The sequence below is a fragment of the Lysinibacillus sp. IITD104 genome (assembly GCF_036698265.2).
Lineage (GTDB): Bacteria > Bacillota > Bacilli > Bacillales_A > Planococcaceae > Lysinibacillus > Lysinibacillus boronitolerans.
Window position 1 is genome coordinate 781,557 of record NZ_JBAHYH020000001.1, and the last position, 19,930, is coordinate 801,486.

The 19,930-nt window shown below is 37.9% G+C and carries 19 protein-coding genes; 16 read left to right on the forward strand and 3 right to left on the reverse strand.

Going from position 1 to position 19,930, the window contains the following annotated elements; translation table 11 throughout:
• The first annotated feature begins 22 nt into the window (after positions 1–22).
• From V1L66_RS03995 to V1L66_RS04050, 12 genes are all read left to right on the forward strand, one after another.
• Complete coding sequence (locus V1L66_RS03995; RefSeq protein WP_016995059.1) at positions 23–1,639, forward strand: ABC transporter substrate-binding protein; 1,617 nt, start codon at positions 23–25, stop codon at positions 1,637–1,639.
• 230 nt (positions 1,640–1,869) lie between these two features.
• Positions 1,870–2,874 (forward strand): ABC transporter permease, encoded by a 1,005-nt coding sequence (locus V1L66_RS04000; RefSeq protein ID WP_004230491.1) that lies wholly within the window; start codon positions 1,870–1,872, stop codon positions 2,872–2,874.
• Positions 2,875–2,886: 12 nt separating this feature from the next.
• On the forward strand, positions 2,887–3,783 hold the full coding sequence (gene nikC, locus V1L66_RS04005; protein WP_258860939.1) for a nickel transporter permease: 897 nt from the start codon (positions 2,887–2,889) through the stop codon (positions 3,781–3,783).
• Between the two features lie 278 nt (positions 3,784–4,061).
• On the forward strand, positions 4,062–4,679 hold the full coding sequence (locus tag V1L66_RS04010) for a TerD family protein (RefSeq protein ID WP_016994005.1): 618 nt from the start codon (positions 4,062–4,064) through the stop codon (positions 4,677–4,679).
• Positions 4,680–4,709: 30 nt separating this feature from the next.
• Positions 4,710–5,291 carry a TerD family protein gene (locus V1L66_RS04015; RefSeq protein WP_016994006.1) on the forward strand — a complete coding sequence of 194 codons (582 nt, stop codon included), beginning with the start codon at positions 4,710–4,712 and terminating at the stop codon, positions 5,289–5,291.
• 34 nt (positions 5,292–5,325) lie between these two features.
• Positions 5,326–5,901, forward strand: a complete 576-nt coding sequence (locus tag V1L66_RS04020; protein WP_016994007.1) for a TerD family protein — start codon at positions 5,326–5,328, stop codon at positions 5,899–5,901.
• A gap of 334 nt (positions 5,902–6,235) precedes the next feature.
• A complete protein-coding gene (locus tag V1L66_RS04025; RefSeq protein WP_333004901.1) occupies positions 6,236–7,429 on the forward strand; it encodes an HpcH/HpaI aldolase/citrate lyase family protein in 1,194 nt (397 codons plus the stop codon).
• Complete coding sequence (locus tag V1L66_RS04030; RefSeq protein WP_333004900.1) at positions 7,410–8,768, forward strand: phosphoribosyltransferase family protein; 1,359 nt, start codon at positions 7,410–7,412, stop codon at positions 8,766–8,768. The genes V1L66_RS04025 and V1L66_RS04030 overlap by 20 nt, the downstream gene beginning before the upstream one ends.
• Positions 8,765–9,865 (forward strand): cysteine protease StiP family protein, encoded by a 1,101-nt coding sequence (locus tag V1L66_RS04035; protein ID WP_333004899.1) that lies wholly within the window; start codon positions 8,765–8,767, stop codon positions 9,863–9,865. Before V1L66_RS04030 ends, V1L66_RS04035 begins: the two co-directional genes overlap by 4 nt.
• 11 nt (positions 9,866–9,876) lie before the next feature.
• The gene (locus V1L66_RS04040) at positions 9,877–10,689 is read left to right on the forward strand and encodes an HAD family hydrolase (protein WP_333004897.1); all 813 of its coding nucleotides are present in this window, start codon (positions 9,877–9,879) and stop codon (positions 10,687–10,689) included.
• Between the two features lie 96 nt (positions 10,690–10,785).
• Positions 10,786–12,417 carry a YceG family protein gene (locus tag V1L66_RS04045; protein WP_333004896.1) on the forward strand — a complete coding sequence of 544 codons (1,632 nt, stop codon included), beginning with the start codon at positions 10,786–10,788 and terminating at the stop codon, positions 12,415–12,417.
• A gap of 22 nt (positions 12,418–12,439) precedes the next feature.
• Positions 12,440–13,474 (forward strand): toxic anion resistance protein, encoded by a 1,035-nt coding sequence (locus tag V1L66_RS04050; RefSeq protein WP_333004894.1) that lies wholly within the window; start codon positions 12,440–12,442, stop codon positions 13,472–13,474.
• 126 nt (positions 13,475–13,600) lie between these two features.
• On the opposite strand, the gene V1L66_RS04055 is transcribed toward V1L66_RS04050, so the two are convergent.
• Positions 13,601–14,689: an aromatic acid exporter family protein gene (locus V1L66_RS04055; protein WP_016994014.1), complete on the reverse strand. Its 1,089-nt coding sequence runs from the start codon at positions 14,687–14,689 to the stop codon at positions 13,601–13,603.
• Between the two features lie 135 nt (positions 14,690–14,824).
• Complete coding sequence (locus V1L66_RS04060) at positions 14,825–16,111, reverse strand: glutamate-1-semialdehyde 2,1-aminomutase (RefSeq protein ID WP_036077004.1); 1,287 nt, start codon at positions 16,109–16,111, stop codon at positions 14,825–14,827.
• 129 nt (positions 16,112–16,240) lie between these two features.
• On the opposite strand from V1L66_RS04060, the gene bcp reads away from it, so the two are divergent.
• The 3 genes from bcp (at position 16,241) to perR (ending at position 18,222) form a co-directional block, all read left to right on the forward strand.
• Positions 16,241–16,717: a thioredoxin-dependent thiol peroxidase gene (gene bcp / locus V1L66_RS04065; protein ID WP_036077006.1), complete on the forward strand. Its 477-nt coding sequence runs from the start codon at positions 16,241–16,243 to the stop codon at positions 16,715–16,717.
• On the forward strand, positions 16,714–17,658 hold the full coding sequence (locus V1L66_RS04070; protein ID WP_036077007.1) for a D-2-hydroxyacid dehydrogenase: 945 nt from the start codon (positions 16,714–16,716) through the stop codon (positions 17,656–17,658). Before bcp ends, V1L66_RS04070 begins: the two co-directional genes overlap by 4 nt.
• Positions 17,659–17,778: 120 nt before the next feature.
• Positions 17,779–18,222, forward strand: a complete 444-nt coding sequence (gene perR, locus V1L66_RS04075; RefSeq protein ID WP_016994016.1) for a peroxide-responsive transcriptional repressor PerR — start codon at positions 17,779–17,781, stop codon at positions 18,220–18,222.
• Between the two features lie 22 nt (positions 18,223–18,244).
• Here perR and V1L66_RS04080 read toward each other — a convergent pair whose 3' ends face one another.
• Entirely contained in the window at positions 18,245–18,598 is a 354-nt protein-coding gene (locus V1L66_RS04080) for a YgzB family protein (protein WP_036077010.1), read from the reverse strand.
• Between the two features lie 148 nt (positions 18,599–18,746).
• Between V1L66_RS04080 and V1L66_RS04085 the strand changes: the two genes are divergently transcribed.
• A complete protein-coding gene (locus V1L66_RS04085; RefSeq protein ID WP_036077012.1) occupies positions 18,747–19,634 on the forward strand; it encodes a nucleotidyltransferase-like protein in 888 nt (295 codons plus the stop codon).
• Positions 19,635–19,930: the final 296 nt, after the last annotated feature.

Below are 19,930 nucleotides of genomic sequence, written 5' to 3' on the forward strand. Positions count from 1 at the left end.
AAAACTCATAGGGGGAAATTCGATGAAGAAAAAGAAGTTTTGGACTTTAGGTGTAATGCTACTCCTTATTCTCTCGACAATCTTAGCAGCATGTGGCGGCTCAGATACTAAGGATACGGGTAGTAAAGATACTTCAACTGGTGGCGATACTGCTAGCAGTGGAGAACCAAAAATTTTAGTGTATGGTCGTGGTGGAGATTCTGTAGCACTTGACCCTGCTGTTGTTACAGACGGTGAATCCTTCACGGTGACAGCTAATATTTATGAAACACTTGTAAACTTTGGAGAGCGAGATGTCACAATTCAACCAGGCTTAGCTAAATCATGGGAGGCATCAGAGGATGGTTTAACGTATACTTTCCAGCTACAAGAAGGTGTGAAATTCCATGATGGCACAGATTTCAATGCTGAGGCTGTTGTTAAAAATATTGAACGTTGGAAAACAGGTGCAGATAAACACCCTTACTTTAGTTCGCAATTTGTCGTTGGTGACAAGCAAGTAATTGAATCAGTAACTGCAGAGGGAGACTACACAGTTGTCTTTAAGTTAAGCCAACCTCAAGCACCATTCCTGAAAAATTTAGCAATGTCTCCATTTGCGATTGCTTCTCCAACAGCATTTGAAGCAGATGAAGAAGGTTTATCTGCAAATCCTGTAGGAACAGGTCCATTCAAATTTGTTAGCTGGGTACGTAATGATTCAATCACAATTGAGAAAAACCCAGATTACTATATTGATGGCTATCCTAAATTAGATAAAGTAATTTATCGTTCTATTCCAGAAAACTCAGCACGTTTAAATGATTTATTAGCAGGCAATATTGATGTAGCTGATGGCTTAAGCCCATCTGATAAAGCAACAATCGAAGGCGATGCTAATTTACAGTTAATCGAACGTCCATCTATGAACGTTGGTTACCTTGGTTTAACTGTTACACGTCCTCCTTTTGATAATGTAAAAGTGCGTCAAGCAGTCAACTATGCAATTGATAAACAAGCATTAGTAGATGCATTTTATGAAGGGCTAGCTGAGCCAGCGAAAAACCCAATGCCACCAGTAATTTCTGGTTATAACGATGAAGTGACAGGCTATACGTATGATCCTGAAAAAGCGAAAGCATTACTTGCTGAAGCAGGCTACGATGGCAAGGAAATTGAGCTATGGGCAATGCCAGTACCACGTCCATACATGCCAGACGGACAAAAAGTGGCTGAAGCGATTCAAAAGAACTTAGAAGACGTGGGTATTAAATCTAAAATTGTGTCATTTGAATGGGCTACGTATTTAGAAAAAGCTCAAAACGGTGAAGCAGATGCATTCCTACTTGGCTGGACAGGCGATAATGGGGATGCGGATAACTTCCTATACACGTTATTAGACGGCGATAATATTGGCTCTAATAACTATACGTTCTATGATAATCCAGAATTACACAAGATCTTAACAGCTGCTCAAACTGAGATCGATGAAGACAAGCGTAATGAACTTTATAAGCAAGCTCAAGTAATTATTTCTGAGGATGCTCCATGGGTTCCACTTGCTCACTCTATTCCAATTTTAGCTGCTAACAAGAAAGTTACAAATTACATTGCGCATCCTACTGGCTCTGACCGTTTAGATGCAGTAGATATTCAATAGTAAATTTCACCATTTTTAATTGAACAAATAAATGTAATGTGAAGAATCTGCTTGCTTTTCTGCGGGTAAGCCGTGGAAATCTCGCAGATTCTTTTCAAGTAAAGATAATGATTATTTCCTGTATGAAAGATCTCAACTAAACATTCAAAACCGTTTAGTGAAGGCTCAACCTTTCAACAGTATATAAAGACTTCACAGTAGATTATGAAAATCATAGAGAGGTGATGAAAATGCTTCACTATATGGGGAGACGTTTACTTCAACTAATCCCAGTTTTGCTTGGAATGACTTTTATCGTCTTTATGTTGATACGAGCAATTCCTGGAAATCCAGCACAAGTTATTTTAGGACAACAGGCAACAAAAGAGGCGGTCGAGGCGTTAAACGCAAGTTTAGGATTAGATAAGCCCTGGTATACACAATATTTTAGTTACTTAGCAGGTATTTTTCAGGGAGATTTAGGGGTTTCCCTACGTACGAAACTACCTGTATCAGAAGAAATTTTCCCATACTTAGCAGCAACGGCTGAACTTGCACTATTTGCGATGATTATTGCAATTGTTATTGGTGTGAATGCGGGCATTATTTCTGCATGGTTCCAAAATTCTTGGTTTGATTATACAGCAATGATTATAGCGTTAATCGGTGTATCTGTACCCGTGTTCTGGCTTGGATTGATGGAGCAGTGGACATTTAGTAGTAAGCTTGGTTGGCTGCCTACTTCTGGTCGAGAAGATGTGCGAAATCCAATTACCGCCATAACCCATTTTTATTTATTGGATACGCTCATTCAAGGCCGCTTTGATCAATTCATCGAAGTCATAAAGCGCTTAATATTACCAGGAGTAGCACTTGCAACGATTCCAATGGCTATCATTGCCAGAATCACAAGGTCTTCCATGCTGGAAGTTATGCGCTCAGATTATGTGCGGACTGCAAGAGCAAAAGGACAAAAAATGTTTATTGTTGTTTATAAACATGCATTAAAGAATGCGGTTATTCCTGTGCTAACGGTAATTGGTCTACAAACAGGATTACTGTTAGGTGGGGCCATTTTAACAGAGACAATTTTTAGTTGGCCAGGAATTGGTCGTTATATTTATGATGCGATTGGCTTCAGGGATTATCCTGTGATTCAATCAGGTATTCTAATCGTTGCATTTATTTTCATCATGATTAACTTAATCGTGGATTTACTGTATACAGTAGTCGACCCACGTATTAAATACAAATAGAAGGGAGTTGCAATGATGACTGGAGCAATCGATATAAAAAAAGAAGCAGCACCAGTTCGAGAAAAGGCAGTAGGCCCATGGCTCGAAGGCTGGCGTAGTTTTAAAAAGAGCAAAGTATCCCTTGTAGGAGCAGGAATTGTTATATTTTTTATTTTACTGGCTGTCATTGGTCCGTTCATTGCACCACAGGGCATCAATGAACAAGATTTAACGAAGCGTTTACTGGCACCATCCGCTGATCATTGGTTTGGAACGGATGATTTTGGACGGGATATTTTTTCGAGGATCATTCACGGTGCAAGGATTTCGCTATGGGTAGGCTTTTTCTCTGTTATTTTGTCCGTGATAATTGGTAGTTTACTTGGCATCATTGCAGGTTATTATGGTAAATGGGTTGATACGATAATTTCACGTATTTTTGATATTATGCTAGCTTTCCCTAGTATGCTACTAGCGATTGCAGTAGTGTCAGTGTTAGGTCCATCTTTACAAAATGCATTAATCGCTATTGCTATTATTAACGTACCGAATTTTGGGCGCTTAATCCGTTCTAAAGTTTTAAGTGTCAAGGAAGAAGAGTATATAGTAGCGGCAAAAGCAATTGGTATGCGTGATGCGCGAATTCTATTTTCACATATTTTGCCGAATTCCATAACCCCAATAATTGTACAGGGAACACTAGCAATTGCGACAGCCATTATTGAAGCGGCAGCATTAGGCTTCCTTGGGCTAGGGGCTCAAGCTCCAGCACCAGAATGGGGAAAAATGCTAGCGGATGCACGTAAGTTTTTATTAAATGCTCCGTGGACGATGATTTTCCCTGGTTTAGCTATTATGTTAACAGTTCTTGGCTTTAATCTAATGGGTGATGGACTACGAGATGCACTTGATCCAAAAATGAAAAGTTAGTAAATAGGAACAATAACCTTCTACAAGTTAGAAGGTTTTTTTAGCTACTTGGACCAATGGATATAAAAGGAACATTTTTACTACAAAAACGTTCTATGCTATAGAAAAAGGCATAAGGGGCTTTCTAAAATAAGTGAAAAAACCTTTTCGGAGCCATTAATTGAATTTTTTGTCACGTTATTTTAGACTTAATTTAAGTAGAAATCTTTTAGCTTAGTAGATTATTGCTTACCATAAAATCTTTCGACTGAAATACATATTTTAGGAGGGTGTTAAAATTGGGGATTAATTTACAAAAAGGACAAAGAGTTGATTTAACAAAGGGTAACGCAGGATTAAATAAAATAAAAGTAGGTTTAGGGTGGGACCCTGTAGGTCAAGAGAAAAGTGGCGGCTTTTTAGGTGGTTTATTTTCCAGCAGAAATAGTGGCAGTGGCAGAAGTATCGACTGTGATGCTTCGGTATTGATGTTACAGGATGATAAGGTTGTTGCGGGTGACGATGTTGTTTATTTCGGGAAATTAACAAGTAGCTGCGGTTCTGTTCGACATTCAGGTGATAATTTAACAGGTGACGGCGATGGTGATGATGAGGTAATTACAATTGAGCTATCATCTGTACCTACGCAATATAACAAGCTTGTGTTTGTTGTAAACATTTATGATGCGGCAGGTCGCAATCAACACTTCGGTATGATTCAAAATGCATATATTCGTGTGTATGATGATAGGACAGGAAGCGAACTAATTCGCTATAATTTAACTGATAATTATTCGAATTTAACGACGTTAGTATGTGGAGAAATTTACCGTCATAATAATGAATGGAAATTTGCTGCGGTTGGTACGGGAACAAATGACATAAAGCTTGGCGACGTTGTTCGAAGATATCAATAAATAATTGACTAAATAGGAGGAATAAAAATTATGGGCATTTCACTACAAAAAGGTCAAAAGGTAGATTTAACTAAAACAAATCCAGGATTAACGAATGTTGTTGTAGGTTTAGGCTGGGATACAAATAAATATGATGGTGGTCATGATTTTGACTTAGACTCCTCTGTATTTTTACTTGCTGATACAGGCAAAGTTGCAGATCAAAATGATTTTATTTTCTATAACAACACTACAGGTGGCAATGGCTCAGTTGAGCATTCAGGCGATAATTTAACAGGTGTAGGCGAAGGTGACGATGAAGTGGTGAAAGTGGCATTAACTCAAGTACCTGCACATGTTCAGCGACTAGCCTTCACTGTAACAATCCATGATGCAGAGTCTCGCAGTCAGAACTTCGGTATGGTGTCTAATGCCTATATTCGTATTATAAATGCTGCTTCCAACGAAGAAATTATTCGCTATGATTTAGGCGAGGATTTCAGTATCGAAACAGCGATTGTTGTAGGGGAATTATATCGCCATAACGGAGAATGGAAATTTAATGCGATTGGTGCAGGCTATCAAGGTGGCTTAGCTGCTTTATGTAATGATTATGGCTTAAGTGTAAACTAAAATTTCATCTTTGGACAGAAAGGGAGATTTTTGAATGGCTATACAATTAAGTAAAGGGCAACGTATTGATTTAACAAAGCAAGATCCAGGCTTAAATAGCATTGGCATTGGTTTAGGCTGGGATGTAAAGCAATTTGACGGTGGGCAAGACTTTGACCTGGATGCATCTGTATTTTTACTAGATGCTTCAGGTAAATGTCGTAATGAACAGGACTTTATTTTCTATAATAATTTAGCGAGCCCAGACCAGTCTGTTGTCCATACGGGAGATAATCGTACAGGTGCAGGGGATGGGGATGATGAAAAAATTCTTGTCAACCTAAAGCAAGTATCACCTCAAATTGAAAAAATTGTAGTGACGGTTACTATTTACGATGCCGAGGGACGTCATCAAAACTTCGGGCAAGTTTTAAATGCCTATGTACGATTGACGAACGAAGAGTCGGGATCAGAGGTATTGCGTTACGATCTAGGCGAAGATTTCAGTATTGAAACGGCTGTAGTATTTTGCGAGCTGTACCGACATAATGGTGAGTGGAAATTTGCTGCAGTAGGCTCAGGTTACCAGGGTGGACTAGCTGCATTAATCAATGCATATGGCTTACAGTAACTAGTTTGAGAAATAGGTACATGACGAAGGATCTTGATTTTGTTTGGATGTATTAAATACATATGCTCACTGGCAGATGTGTGGACTTGTTTTAATAGATTCAGTATCAGGGCGCCAATCGTAATGCACTAAAAATATTTGCTAGTTTTTCGGGCTACCATCTTTCACATGAAATTATCGTTATTATTTTAATTGCTGCATTCTTATTGACATTTGTTATTTACAAGTTGAAGAAGAAAACAGCAGTGTAAACAAGGCACTGTATTGGTCTGTATGGAACAGGCTGATACAGTGCCTTTTTCACAAAAGGTATAGTTACTGGGGAGAGGATTAGATGCAACACTTTGCAACAGAAGCAGAGACGATTTTTTATAAGAAGCCACAGCCGTTTACAAAATGGGAATCACCAGATATTTTGTCGTATGCTCTAGGTGCGACATTGTACATGCCAGCTTCCATGCCTACAATTGTGAGCTTGATTCGATCACAAAAATATAAGCAACTCACATCCCTCGTCATTGATTTGGAGGATGCAGTAGGAGATGCAGAGTTAGTAGATTGTGAAGCTAAGCTGATAGAAGATATTAGTGAACTATACGCACTCTATCAGCAAAAACAGCTATTGCTTCAGGAGCTCCCATTACTTTTTGTTCGAGTCCGACATGTTGAGCAATTTCAAAAGTTAACGACTGCTTTAGGGAAAAAGCAAGAAATATTAACAGGCTATGTCTTTCCAAAGTTTACAGCAGAACAGGGTTCATGCTATTTTGAACTGCTTGAACAAACCATTTTAGAAAATGATTTAATTTTATATGGTATGCCGATTTTGGAGAGCCGTGAGGTACTATATAAGGAATCTCGCTTAGAAGCATTATTAGACATTAAAGCAGTTCTACATCAATACAGAGCCCGTGTATTAAATGTGCGAATAGGTGCCACTGATTTTTGTGGTATTTACGGAATTCGCCGCCGTATGGATTCTACCATTTATGATATTAGTGTCATTCGAGATTGTATTGCAGATATTGTCAATATCTTAGGTCGTGAGGAAGATGGTTTTATTATCTCAGGGCCTGTGTGGGAGTATTTTAATAATCAACGTGTATTAAAGCCCGCACTTAGAGTGACACCATTTAGTGAGAAAGGTGCGCTCGATACAAGGAAAGCGTTGTTAGACGATTGTTTAGATGGATTAATGAAAGAAGTTTTAATGGATAAACAAAACGGCATAGTGGGAAAAACTATTATTCATCCGAGCCATATCCGTGTTGTGCATGCCCTCTATGCTATTTCGTATGAGGAATACTTAGATGCACTAAGTATTATAGAAAATAATGATGGACAAAAAGGTGTTATGAAAAGTCACTATGCTAATAAAATGAATGAAATTAAGCCACATATGAGATGGGCACAGCGGATTTTAAAACAGGCTCATGTCTATGGTGTCTATCATGAATCTGTCGATTTTGCCTCACTTTTATTACAGTCTGAAATAGGTGGTAGTCTATATGCAACAACAAATGAGTAAATTAAGCATTTTACCGAATTATTCAATAGATATTGAAATTACCTACAATCCACATAATTTTGCGCTATCCAATTTGTTTAAAATGGCGGCTCGGATTAATAAGAAAAGACAATTTTTGTTTGTAAGCACAGTACTAGGCAAACATTTGGCTGTCCGTCCGCAAATCCCTTTACTGACAGGAACTCTTTTAGCTATGCTGTATCAGCAGCATCTTACTGGACAAAAGGTAATGGCTAAGTCTGTCGTAAAAGCTTTAAAAGACGGGGCTAATTTGGATGTAGTACAAAAATCCATAGAAGGAACCCTAGAATTAACGGATGAAACATTATTTATTGGCTTTGCAGAGACGGCAACAGCACTTGGACACGCAGTATTTAATGCCTTTCACTCGAATGCTATGTATATCCACACAACACGTGAAGTGCTGCCTGATTTTGAGCCATTTGTTACGTTTGAGGAAGAACATTCTCATGCGACAAGCCATAGAATTTATACGGAGGAACCAGAATTTTTACTGCAAGCTAAGCGCATTGTGTTAATTGATGATGAGATTACGACGGGGAATACGGTCATTAATATTATTGAGACATTAAGACAGAAATTTCCTTTAGTGAGACAGTATGCGGTACTATCTATTTTAGATTGGCGTTCAAAACAGCAGCAATCCATCTTTAAGCAATTAGAAGTACAATGGGATATCTCTATAGAATTCATCTCCATTTTGAGTGGGAATTTTAGCTGTTCAGGTATGCCAAGCTTAACAAGCACGCAACCAAATTTACAAACACAGGCTACAGAGGATATAGAACTATGGCCAATTCAGGCGCCTGTTGATCGCAAATTCTATCAATCTGTTGCGGAGAATGGTTTAGTAAATAATCAGCCTTATCTAGTAGCGACAGGGAGGTTTTTGCTCACTTCAAAACAGCATGTTGCACAAAAGAAATCGTTACAAGCTATCGCTAAGCAATTACAAGAGCTAAGAACAATCGGGCCAGCGCTTGTTATTGGCACGGGTGAGTTCATGTATGTTCCTATGCAAATTGCCTCTTATTTAGGAAATGATGTTTACTTTCAATCAACTACTCGTAGTCCAATCTATTGTACGGATGATTTGGGATATACGATTAACGAAAAAATAGCCTTTGAAAGTCCAGAAAATAACGGGGTTACTAATTATTTATATAATCTTCAAAGCCAGTCTTACACGGAACTTTTCTTCATTGTGGAACGTATAGCAAGTAAAGCGGTAGTTGCTCGTGTGGTGAAGGCATTACAAGAAGCCACTAAAGCCAAAGTATACGTAATTAGTATGCATGAATTGGAGGGAGAACGATGATATCGACTTTGCAGCCAGATAAAATGGGGAGTTATGCACCAGAGGACGTTATTTTTTTATTGCGTGATATTGGAAGTGCATTCCTTGAAATGGATAATGAGAAACGTGAACAGCTCATTCAATCGGGCATACATTATTCGGAAATGCTGCCAGTAGAGCAGCAACCATCTGATACCTACATGAATCTTTTTTATAAAGCGCTAGATGCTTATGCAGAAAGAATAGCAATCGCAGTTGGCGTAGTGGCAGAGCAAATCATTGAAAATAGAGGGTTAGAAAATTTAATTCTTGTGAGTTTAGCTCGTGCAGGTACACCCATTGGTATTTTAATCAAACGGTATATAGCCATACGTTATCATGTGAATGTTCCACATTACTCCATTTCTATACTACGAGGTCGTGGTTTTGATGAAACGGCAATTCGTTATATTTTGACACAGCACCCTCTAGGAAGTCTTCAATTTATTGATGGTTGGACAGGAAAAGGGGCAATTACCAATGAATTAATTCAATCCTGCCAAAAGTTTAACTTACAATATCAAGCACAGTTAAGCGCCAAATTAGCTGTTCTGGCTGATCCTGGCCATTGTGCCGCTATTTATGGAACTCGTGAGGATTTTTTAATACCTTCTGCTTGTTTAAATTCAACTGTATCTGGTTTAGTGAGTAGAACGGTATTAAATTTGCAGTTTATGGATGCAAACGATTTTCATGGTGCAAAATACTACAAAGAATTAGAGGCCGTAGATGTCTCCAAGCTGTACATAGAACGTATCGTCACATGTTTTGAACAAGTACAGAGTAAAATTGTGCAACAAATTCAAGAGCAAGAAATCTCTCCAATTACTTGGGAGGGTATGAAGTCCGTACAAACAATTCAACGAGATTTTGGTATTGATAATATTCATTTCATTAAGCCAGGTGTTGGGGAAACGACAAGAGTTTTGCTGCGAAGGATAACTTGGAAGATTTTAATTAATCCACAGTACATGCATGAATTGAAACATATTTTATTATTAGCACAGGAGAAAAATGTATTGGTTGAAGAGTATTCGAATATGTCCTATGCATGTTGTGGTTTGATCAAAGAATTATAGAGGAGAATATGATGATATTATTTACATCTGATTTAGATAGAACCCTTATTTATTCTAAACGCATGATGGAGATGTTTCCGCCAGCTACAGAGACAATCGTCGTTGAACACAAGATTGAAACTGCAATGAGTATGATGACGCAGGCAACAGCACCCCTATTGCAACAGGTGCACCAACAAGCTCTATTTGTACCTGTTACAACAAGAGCATTACATCAATATAAAAGAATCCATTTTATTCATGATTTATGCCCTGCTTTTGCAATTACAAGCAATGGGGGTACAATAGTAGAAAAGGGTCAGCCATATGAAAAATGGACACAAACATTATCTAGACGCATTGAAGATTCTTCAATTCCTCGTATGGATATGCTAAAGCTTTTTCAGACGATTAAATCTGATACATGGCTACAACGTTCTTTGTATATTGATGAGCTTTTTTACGTACATCATGTAGATATCAACGTTTTACCATCCGATGAATTACAAGCGATGATTCGAGAGTTTGATGTGCATGGTTGGTATGTTCTATTACAAGGGAAAAAATTGTATTTTATGCCTAAGGTGCTGACAAAGGAAGCGGCTATAGAATATATAAAGGAATTCTGTACATACGATATGCATATCGCAGCAGGTGATTCTATTATGGATTATGGCATGCTTGCAATGGCTGATTTAGCTTTTACACCAAATCATGGAGATTTAAAGGATAAACAGCCAAAAGTTTTACAAAATACAACTTACTCGCCTCTCTACGGCGAAGCATTTACAAAAGATTTATTGGAAGCGGTTTTAAAGATGGCATCACAACATACGGTCATATAAAAGTTCAAATATTTTTTGTTGTCATTAGGTGAGGCGCCCTATGACAAATGAATGCTTCCACATAGGCTGAGGATGATTTTTAGGAGGTGCGTTTGTATGCAAACAATCACAATTAAATCAGTGTTGGAGCGTCATCCTGATGATTGGCTACAGGCGTTTCAAGATTCACCAAAGAATCGTGCATTTTATGAAAAAACAGAGCAACAAGTGAGTTTTAGTAGAATTGCTGTACGTGTATTGGGCGTACCAATCGAAGAAGATGATTACTTCAATTCATTATTTACATTGTCACAAAACGCTAACATCCATATTTTAAGTGAAGAATTAAATAAACATATTGAACCAAAAGACTTTCAGGCAATACAAGCAATCCTTTCACAGCATCAACAAACTCCACAAGGTCTATCTATTAATCGTTTAGTGGCAATGATGTATGGTTATCAATTAATTCCTAAACATGATGATAGTGTAATGAATCGCCATTTACAGTTAGCAACCATTAAAGTAGTAGAGCTCTTTCAAAAACAGCAATCGTTAGGTTTGCTAGCAAATGACTTTCGCCGTTTTTTAATTGATATGGTGAAATGGTTAAAAAATCATTGGATTCTATGGACAAAATCCATGAAACCAACAGATGATTTTCCTAAAGTAGTTTGGTACGGGGAAGCAACACTTAGTCAGCGCTATTTCTTATTATTATTAATGGAGCTAGGTTGTGACGTATTAATTTTTCATCCAGCTAAAACGGATGAATTTGCTGAGATTGATCCTAATGATTCTTTCTCCATCACATATGCATATTCCAATCAAACAGCTTTACAGCCATTTCCTGATAAGTTGCGTGATCGGCAGGCAACGGTCGGATATCGATCGAGTCAGCATTTTGAACAATTAATGCATGATCAGCAATCAGGTGTCTATAAGCCTTGGCAGTTTAAAGATTTTATGCCACGCTCCTTAACATTACGGATGACATATGACGATATTTTTATTTATGCAAAAGAGAAAGCTTTGGTTCGACCACAGTTTGAAGTGGTTGGAGATGAGGTTGTCATACCAGTCATATTTGCAAAAATTAGTGGGGTTTCGAGCCAACGTGAAGAATACTGGCATTATATGCATCAGTTATTAGCAAATCCGCAAACTGTTTTTGTCCAGAAATTCCCCTATGCATCAACGAGCAGAGCCAATTTCCACTTTCACTATAAGCATTGCCTAGTAAATGGAGAGCTGTCAGTAGAGCGTATTATGCAAAGTGATTGGTGGCAATATGGGGAGTTAACATTGGAGCTACAGCGTGCAATTGCACATACGATAAAAACTTCCTGTGAGCAGCCCATGTTGAAACAACAGCCGAATGAGTCCTTATATGATTTACAGTTATTTTTATTTAAACAAATGACGATGATTCCTCCGGAGGTACTGCGATTACTACAAAGCTTTGATTATTCACAAGAGGTACCGAAGCTGGTATTATTCCAAGCACCTCAACAACCAGCTTTATCACGTGAGGACATGGTATTATTGGCCTTTTTAAATCGATTTGGTGTGGATATTGTTTTTTATAACCCGACAGGACAACTAGATTTAGAAAAACATTTACGAGAAGATAGTTACGATGTACATCGTTTAGAGCATATGCTATTTGACTTGCACTATGAAGAACCAAAGCCACAGAAAACTGCACCCGACAAAATCATAAAAAAACTCTTTAATCGTTTTTTCTGATGATAGGAAGGAGGCGGCACAAATGTCAAATAACTCGTTGACGCTGAAGCAGCTAACGCTGGAAACAGCAGAAGCCTTCAAAGAACAGTTACGGGATCATGCACAGGTAAAGCAAATTGCCAATCAAATTGATATAAAAAATCAGTTAGAGCTATTAGCTTTGGGAAAAGAGCCGGCTACAAAATTAGCTACATTTGCAGATCAAATTTTAGCAATCATCACCCAGTCAACAACTTTCGAATCAAATGAATTATTTAAGCAGCTTGAAGCCCTTATGCAAACATTCGACAAACAAGATTTTACAGAACAAAAGGGCTTTTTTAAAAAGCTATTTGCACGGAAGACCAAAAATGATGGTGATTTATTTACGAAATACAATGGACTGGGGAGAGAGATTGAGAAAATCCATTATCAATTTGTGCTGATGGAAGAAGAATTAGCGAAGGATAATCGAGTACTTGCACGCTTATATCAAGAGGACCTCATGTACTATCTTGAGCTAGAAAAGTATATCGTAGCAACTGATATGAAACTTCATGAGGTCCAAACAACATTGATTCCGATGTATGAAAAACAGAGTGAAGCAGGTAATCAGCTGGCGAAAATGGAGCTAAATCGTTTGCAAGCTATTGCAGAGATGCTCCAGCAAAAAATAGATGATTTAGAAAAATCGCGTATGGTGGCTATTATCACAGCTCCCCAAATCGATATGCTACGTAATGGTAACAGTGAATTGATTGAACAAATTAATGGGGCTTTTGTTAAAACCATTCCTGTTTTTAAAATGGGTTTGATGAATGCAGTTAATGAAAGACGTCAACAATTACAAAGTCAATCAGCCTCTGCCTTTGAAGACCGTATGAAGCAATTTGGGGGAGCTAGCAAGGAAGCGGTGCAATTAAGTACTGCCATGGCTCAACAATCCAGCACTACCCAGACTCTTGAAGAAATGTGGGATACTATTGTATCAGGCATTGCCAATTATCAGCAATTACGTGATGTACAAACGGTCAAACGCCAACAAGCAGAGCAACAACTGCTAACATTACGTTCTTAGCTCCTTTCCTCTAAGTAGATTACTACTTGGAGGTTTTTTGTATAGAAAAAGCAACAGACTTTTCTTCATTCAAAGGGTGATCAAAAGCCCCTAGAATCAAGGTAATCTGTTGCCATAAAATGCTAGCTAAATGAATTCTTCTTCAAATTCTACATTGATTTCATGTCCATGATAGCTTTGGTAGGACACAATGAGTGTATCGAGATGTTCTAGGTTTTCCTCATAATCTAAAATACGCGATAATATATAGAGTAGGTGATAGCTAGAAAACTCCGTATCGCCCTCTTCACGAGCAAAGTTGATTTGCTTGATAAAAATTTCCATCAGCTCATTACGTTGGACATAGTCAATGCTTTTACTCCACTCCGAATGCTCAGGCTTTAGCTTTCCTGTATATTTTAAGAGCAATTGCTCATGGTATGTTAACAAGGAATCAAGTCTCTCCTGAATCATTAAATGAAATTGTGTAGGGAGCTGAGCTAATTCATTTTCGTGATTATGCAAACGCTGTAGCAATTCCAAGCTTTTCTTGGAAGTTAAAATCATTTGACGATAGACTACTAGTTTGCGTGCTTTCACATATTTTTTATTTTTTAAGTAATTACGCTCTTCCTTATAAAAATCATACAGCGTATCCACTCGTAGCATACGGTTTTTAAACTTACTTAATGCTGTTTTTGTGGATGTATGCTCAGAAGCTTGCCGTACAGCCAGTCGTGTCCAACGAATAATATCATCTTGTAAAATATAAATTTTGCGAAATAGTTTTACCTCGTATTTAGGTGGTAAGAACACAAGATTTACGACAAATGCTGCTAATACCCCAACTAATATCGTAACAAAGCGTATCAAACCAAACGTTAAAAAGTCATCCCCTTGAAATTCCATAATAGCTACAACTGATACCAACGCTAGCGAAAGTGATTTTTCGAGTTTAAACTTTAACATTAAACCAATAGCTATTATGACGGCTATACCAATGGCAACGACATGATGGCCAAAAAGTAAGCCGAAAATGACGGCAATTGTCGCACCTATAATATTCGCTTGTACTTGCTCCACAATGGTTTGGTAAGAACGATAAATAGAAGGCTGAATAGCAAAAATAGCTGCAATTCCAGCAAAAACAGGTGAAGGTAGTTTTAACAACTCTGCAATAAATAATGCAAATACGATAGCTACACCAGTTTTAAATACACGGGCACCTAATTTCATAAAGATGTCCTTTCTGTCTAATATTTTTTAGCTTCTTTACATTATAGAAGGAAGTACTCATAAAATACATAGATTTGCATGGATGAATAAGAAAAAGGCGACTTCTACTTGCAAGTCGCCTTTTTCTTGTCAAGATTACAATTGAGAAAACGCAATATCTACTGCTTTAATTGTTTCCTGAATGTCTGCTTCTGTATGCTCAGTTGTTAAGAACCATGCTTCATATTTAGAAGGAGCTAGATTAATACCTTGCTCAAGCATGTGTTTAAAGAAGCGTCCAAAAATTTCACCATCAGAGCTTTCAGCTTGTTCATAGTTTTCTACCTTCACATCTGTAAAGTAAATAGTAAGCGCTCCTTTAAGACGATTTAACGTGATGGTTACGCCATGTTTTTTAGCGGCAGCTAAAATACCTTCTTCTAAAATTGCGCCTAATCTATCCATTTCCTCATATATACCTGGTGTTTGTAGCACTTCTAGGCAAGCAATACCAGCTTGCATAGATGCAGGATTTCCAGCCATCGTACCCGCTTGGTATGCTGGGCCGAGTGGTGCAACAGTATCCATAATCTCTTTGCGTCCGCCATATGCACCGATTGGTAAACCACCACCAATAACTTTACCAAGTGCAGTTAGATCAGGTGTTAGGCCAAGTAAATTTTGAGCGCCACCATAGTGGAAGCGGAAGGCCGTGATGACTTCATCGTAAATCGTTAGGGCCCCTTTTTCCTTTGCTGTAGCATGTACTAATTCAAGGAAACCTGGCTTCGGTTCAACAATACCGAAGTTTCCTACTATTGGCTCGATTAAAATAGCTGCAATCTCCTCGCCCCATTTATCCATGGCTTCTGTAAAGGCTTCAGGGTTATTAAAAGGTACAGTAATAACTTCTTCAGCAGTCGAAGTTGTAACACCTGCTGAATCAGGTGTTCCTAATGTTGCTGGACCTGATCCAGCAGCCACTAATACTAAATCGAAGTGCCCGTGGTAGCAGCCAGCAAATTTCATGATTTTTGTACGGCCTGTATAGGCACGTGCCACACGAATCGTTGTCATAACAGCTTCTGTGCCAGAGTTGTTAAAGCGTACTTTATCCATCGAAGGGATGGCTTCCTTTAACATTTTTGCAAAAGTAACTTCATATTCAGTCGGTGTCCCAAACAGTGTACCATTTTCAGCTGCGTGCGCTATGGCCTTTGCAATATGTGGATGGCCATGGCCAGTAACGATTGGACCATATGCTGCTAGGTAGTCGATATAGCGATTGCCATCTACATCCCAAAAATAGGCGCCTTTTCCTCGCGCCATGGCTACAGGAGAACCGCCACCTACTGCTTTATATGAACGAGAAGGGCTGTTTACACCACCAACAATATGCTGTAAAGCCTCTGCATGTATTGCTTCAGATTTTGCATGATTCATAGAATTGCCTCCTAACTTTTTATACGTAATCTATTGTAGACCTATCACTGTAAGAAATCCAAAGAAATTAAGGGATATGACTTGATTTGTTACTTAGAGTAAAATAGAACCTACAGAGGAGGAGATTGTATGACTTTACTAGAAGGACAAAAGGCGCCAGATTTTTCTCTAATGAACGAAAAGGGCGAGATGGTGCATTTAGCTGATTTTAAAGGGAAGAATGTTATTTTATATTTTTACCCAAAGGATATGACACCAGGCTGTACGACAGAGGCATGTGATTTTCGCGATAAGTTTGAGGACTTCAGTCATTTAAATGCTGTTGTTCTTGGTGTTAGTCCAGATAACGAGAAAAAACATGCAAAATTTATTGATAAGCATGGCTTGCCATTTTCATTATTAGTGGATGAGGATCATGCTATTGCTGAAGCATATGATGTATGGACTTTAAAGAAAATGTATGGACGTGAATATATGGGCATAGAGCGTTCAACGTTTTTAATTGATACTGAGGGGAAGCTTGTAAAAGCTTGGCGCAAGGTTCGAGTAAAAAATCATATTGAAGAAGTTTACGCTTATTTAGCAGAACAGGAGGCAAAACAATGAGAATCTATTTTACATTTGAACCTAGACCAGATTTACGAGAGCCATTATTAGCAGAATTTCCACAGGTTGAATTTATCTTTGAAAAGAGCTTATCAAATGAAGAGCTTCAACAAGCGGATGTCTTAGTTACATATGGTGAAGATTTAACAGAAGAGAGTATTCAATATGCGACGAAGCTAAAATGGATTTTTGTTGCATCGGCAGGTATAGAAAAAATGCCGGCTCAGGCTATTATCGAACGCGGCATTCTAGTTTCAAATGTTCGGGGCATTCATAAAACGCCTATGGCTGAATCCATGCTTGCTCATATTTTAGCCATTAAACGAGCTTTGCCTTGGATGTATGAGCAGCAAAAGAAAAGTGAATGGTCGAAAAAAGCACAACAAACGGAATTACGAGATAGTACGGCACTTATTTTGGGACCGGGTGCCATTGGTTCGGAAGTTGGGCGTTTATTGCAAGCTTTTGGTGTTACGACGATTGGCTGTAACCGCTCTGGTAAAGAAGCGGCCTATATGAATACGATGATTAGCTTTGCTCAATTAAAAGAGGCTCTACCTCAAGCGGATATTGTTATTTCTGTATTACCAAAAACAACAGAAACGACCCATTTATTAGAAGAAGAGCATTTTGCTGCGATGAAAAATAATGCGATCTTCATGAATTTTGGTCGAGGTAATTTAGTGGATGAAAAGGTACTCATTCAAGCGATCGAAACAAAGCAAATAGGACACGCAGTTTTAGATGTATTCGAAGAAGAGCCTCTGACATCTGACAATCCATTATGGACATTACCAAATGTCATAGTATCACCCCATGTATCCAGTCATTCTTCTCGATATGTCGAGCGTAGCTTAGAAATCTTCAAGCCAAGCCTAACAAAATGGCTAAAAGGTGATACTGATTTAGAAAATGTCATGGATCTATCAAGAGGATATTAAGGAACAGCCATTGATTTATTGAGGATAAGCAATGTGTGATTGTTGACGAAGTAGTACGAATTGGATACACTATTTATAACAATTATAAATTAATAATACTTATGGAAGAGGTGCATGACGATGTCTACAACGCATTTACAAGATGCACTGGACACGTTGAAAACAACTGGTGTACGTATTACTCCTCAGCGTCATGCTATTTTGGAATATCTAATTCAATCAATGGCACATCCTACTGCCGATGAAATTTATAAAGCACTTGAGGGCAAGTTCCCTAATATGAGTGTAGCGACTGTTTATAACAACCTGCGTGTATTTCGTGAAGTAGGTCTTGTGAAAGAGCTAACTTACGGGGATGCTTCAAGTCGCTTTGATTTCGTGACAAACGATCATTACCATATGATTTGTGAATGCTGTGGTAAGATCGTCGATTTCCATTATCCTGGACTCGACGAAATAGAGCATTTTGCATCACAGGTAACAGGCTTTGATGTGCATTCGCATCGCTTAGAGATATACGGCACTTGTCCAACATGTAAAGTTGCTACTGCAAAAGTTCAATAAAAATCCTAGCTCTTAGAAAGGGCTAGGATTTTTTTGTTTTATTATTATAGGATTGATCGAACTCTTTACCTTCTAGAGTAGGATCAAGTGTTAATGGCTCATTGCAGTACATGCACATATCTACTCGTCCTAAAACCTTTGTATGCTTATGGCAATTTGGACACTCAACTTGAACAGCTCTTGTTGACAGTAATCCGATCCAAGCGTATACAACTGTACTACCGATAATACAAAGAACACCTAGTGACATGAAAATTAAAACTAATATCGGGCTATTTTTAAAGAAAATGCCTCCGTACATGACAATAAAACCAAAAAAGATTAGTGCTAGTGCGAATGAACGAATTTTATTAATTTTACTTTTATAAGGTTTCATATTTCATCTTGCCTCCCAATCTAAAATCTACTATAACATATAAGGACAAAGTATTTTAGCTTTGAACTGAATGAAAGAAGGAATACTTTTAGAGTATGTCGAATTTTTAACGGAATAAAGAACCTATATGAATAAAGGAGGGCTGAACATGGAGCAAGTACTGCGTCCAATCTATCAAGAACGTGCGAGTCAGTCGAATACATTAGGCGTAATTTTAGTGGAAAAGCGTGAAGAACAAAGTAACGTTACAGATACATTTGATACGGTTTTACTCATTATCGTAAAAGAAGCAGAGCAACCAGTCTTTTCAAAACATTACTTATATGAAGGAAATAAAATCGCTCTACATACTGTTACGGAAAAATTAATTCGAAAATGGTTACTCATTGGTTCAAATCGGAAGGTCGTCGATTGGATATTCTTCGGTAGAGTATTATTTGATCGGAATGAATTTCTGCATAAATTAAAAATAGAATTGCAGGAATTTCCGTATAGCGGACGTAAAATTAAAACAGGTATTCAATTTTCAAAGTTAATTCGTCGCTATTTGGAAGGGAAAGAATACTTCGATAAAGGAAGTTACTTGGATGCTTATAATCACGTTGTGGATTCCCTACATCATTTAGGTCGTTTATCTATTATCGATAGTGGCCTGTATCCTGAAGTAACTGTTTGGGCTCAGGTGAAAAAAATTGAGCCAGCCATCTATAAGCTGTATGAAGAGCTAGTGACAAGTAATGAGCCAATAGAAAAGCGCTTAGAATTGTTGTTTTTAGCAAGTGAGTTTTTAATCCACTCTCGTACACGAGATGGGGCACAGCATATACTAGAAGTCATGCAAACAAAAGAAATGTGGACCATTCAGGAATTACATGATCATCATGAGCTCGTGAATTACTCAGTGGATTTAGAAGTGTTTGTGGAGTATTTAGTGGATAAAGGCTATATTCAAATTGAACCAATTGCAGCGAAAAATGAAAGGATATTTCACCGTCATTACAAGGTAAATAAAGATGCTCTAGAAATGGGGCAATGACTGTAGTATGCTTGTAATCGAGGTATCTAAAAATACCTCGATATTTTTTAAAAAAAGTTGTTGACGAATAATATCTTAGTATTGTATTATATTAATTGTCGCTAAGACATAACGATTAACTCAGATAAAAGCATAAAAAACTTCTCTTAAAAAGTTGTTGACATGTTTTGAATAAGATGTTAATATAAAGAAGTCGCTGAAAAAACGACTTGAATAAAAATGAACCTTGAAAACTGAACAAGCAAAACGTAATCAATAAAGTTTTAAGTAGCTAGCTTTGCTAGTGAACAAAGCAC

What these genes read in the sequence shown, in the direction of transcription:
- V1L66_RS04055 (WP_016994014.1), bottom strand. Translation starts at nt 14,689, where the DNA reads ATGAAATTAGGTGCCCGTGTATTTAAAACTGGTGTAGCTATCGTATTT.
- perR (WP_016994016.1), top strand. Translation starts at nt 17,779, where the DNA reads ATGTCTACAACGCATTTACAAGATGCACTGGACACGTTGAAAACAACT.
- V1L66_RS04025 (WP_333004901.1), top strand. Translation starts at nt 6,236, where the DNA reads ATGCAACACTTTGCAACAGAAGCAGAGACGATTTTTTATAAGAAGCCA.
- bcp (WP_036077006.1), top strand. Translation starts at nt 16,241, where the DNA reads ATGACTTTACTAGAAGGACAAAAGGCGCCAGATTTTTCTCTAATGAAC.
- V1L66_RS04060 (WP_036077004.1), bottom strand. Translation starts at nt 16,111, where the DNA reads ATGAATCATGCAAAATCTGAAGCAATACATGCAGAGGCTTTACAGCAT.
- V1L66_RS03995 (WP_016995059.1), top strand. Translation starts at nt 23, where the DNA reads ATGAAGAAAAAGAAGTTTTGGACTTTAGGTGTAATGCTACTCCTTATT.
- V1L66_RS04030 (WP_333004900.1), top strand. Translation starts at nt 7,410, where the DNA reads ATGCAACAACAAATGAGTAAATTAAGCATTTTACCGAATTATTCAATA.
- V1L66_RS04085 (WP_036077012.1), top strand. Translation starts at nt 18,747, where the DNA reads ATGGAGCAAGTACTGCGTCCAATCTATCAAGAACGTGCGAGTCAGTCG.
- nikC (WP_258860939.1), top strand. Translation starts at nt 2,887, where the DNA reads ATGATGACTGGAGCAATCGATATAAAAAAAGAAGCAGCACCAGTTCGA.
- V1L66_RS04045 (WP_333004896.1), top strand. Translation starts at nt 10,786, where the DNA reads ATGCAAACAATCACAATTAAATCAGTGTTGGAGCGTCATCCTGATGAT.
- V1L66_RS04015 (WP_016994006.1), top strand. Translation starts at nt 4,710, where the DNA reads ATGGGCATTTCACTACAAAAAGGTCAAAAGGTAGATTTAACTAAAACA.
- V1L66_RS04035 (WP_333004899.1), top strand. Translation starts at nt 8,765, where the DNA reads ATGATATCGACTTTGCAGCCAGATAAAATGGGGAGTTATGCACCAGAG.
- V1L66_RS04050 (WP_333004894.1), top strand. Translation starts at nt 12,440, where the DNA reads ATGTCAAATAACTCGTTGACGCTGAAGCAGCTAACGCTGGAAACAGCA.
- V1L66_RS04020 (WP_016994007.1), top strand. Translation starts at nt 5,326, where the DNA reads ATGGCTATACAATTAAGTAAAGGGCAACGTATTGATTTAACAAAGCAA.
- V1L66_RS04080 (WP_036077010.1), bottom strand. Translation starts at nt 18,598, where the DNA reads ATGAAACCTTATAAAAGTAAAATTAATAAAATTCGTTCATTCGCACTA.
- V1L66_RS04040 (WP_333004897.1), top strand. Translation starts at nt 9,877, where the DNA reads ATGATATTATTTACATCTGATTTAGATAGAACCCTTATTTATTCTAAA.
- V1L66_RS04000 (WP_004230491.1), top strand. Translation starts at nt 1,870, where the DNA reads ATGCTTCACTATATGGGGAGACGTTTACTTCAACTAATCCCAGTTTTG.
- V1L66_RS04070 (WP_036077007.1), top strand. Translation starts at nt 16,714, where the DNA reads ATGAGAATCTATTTTACATTTGAACCTAGACCAGATTTACGAGAGCCA.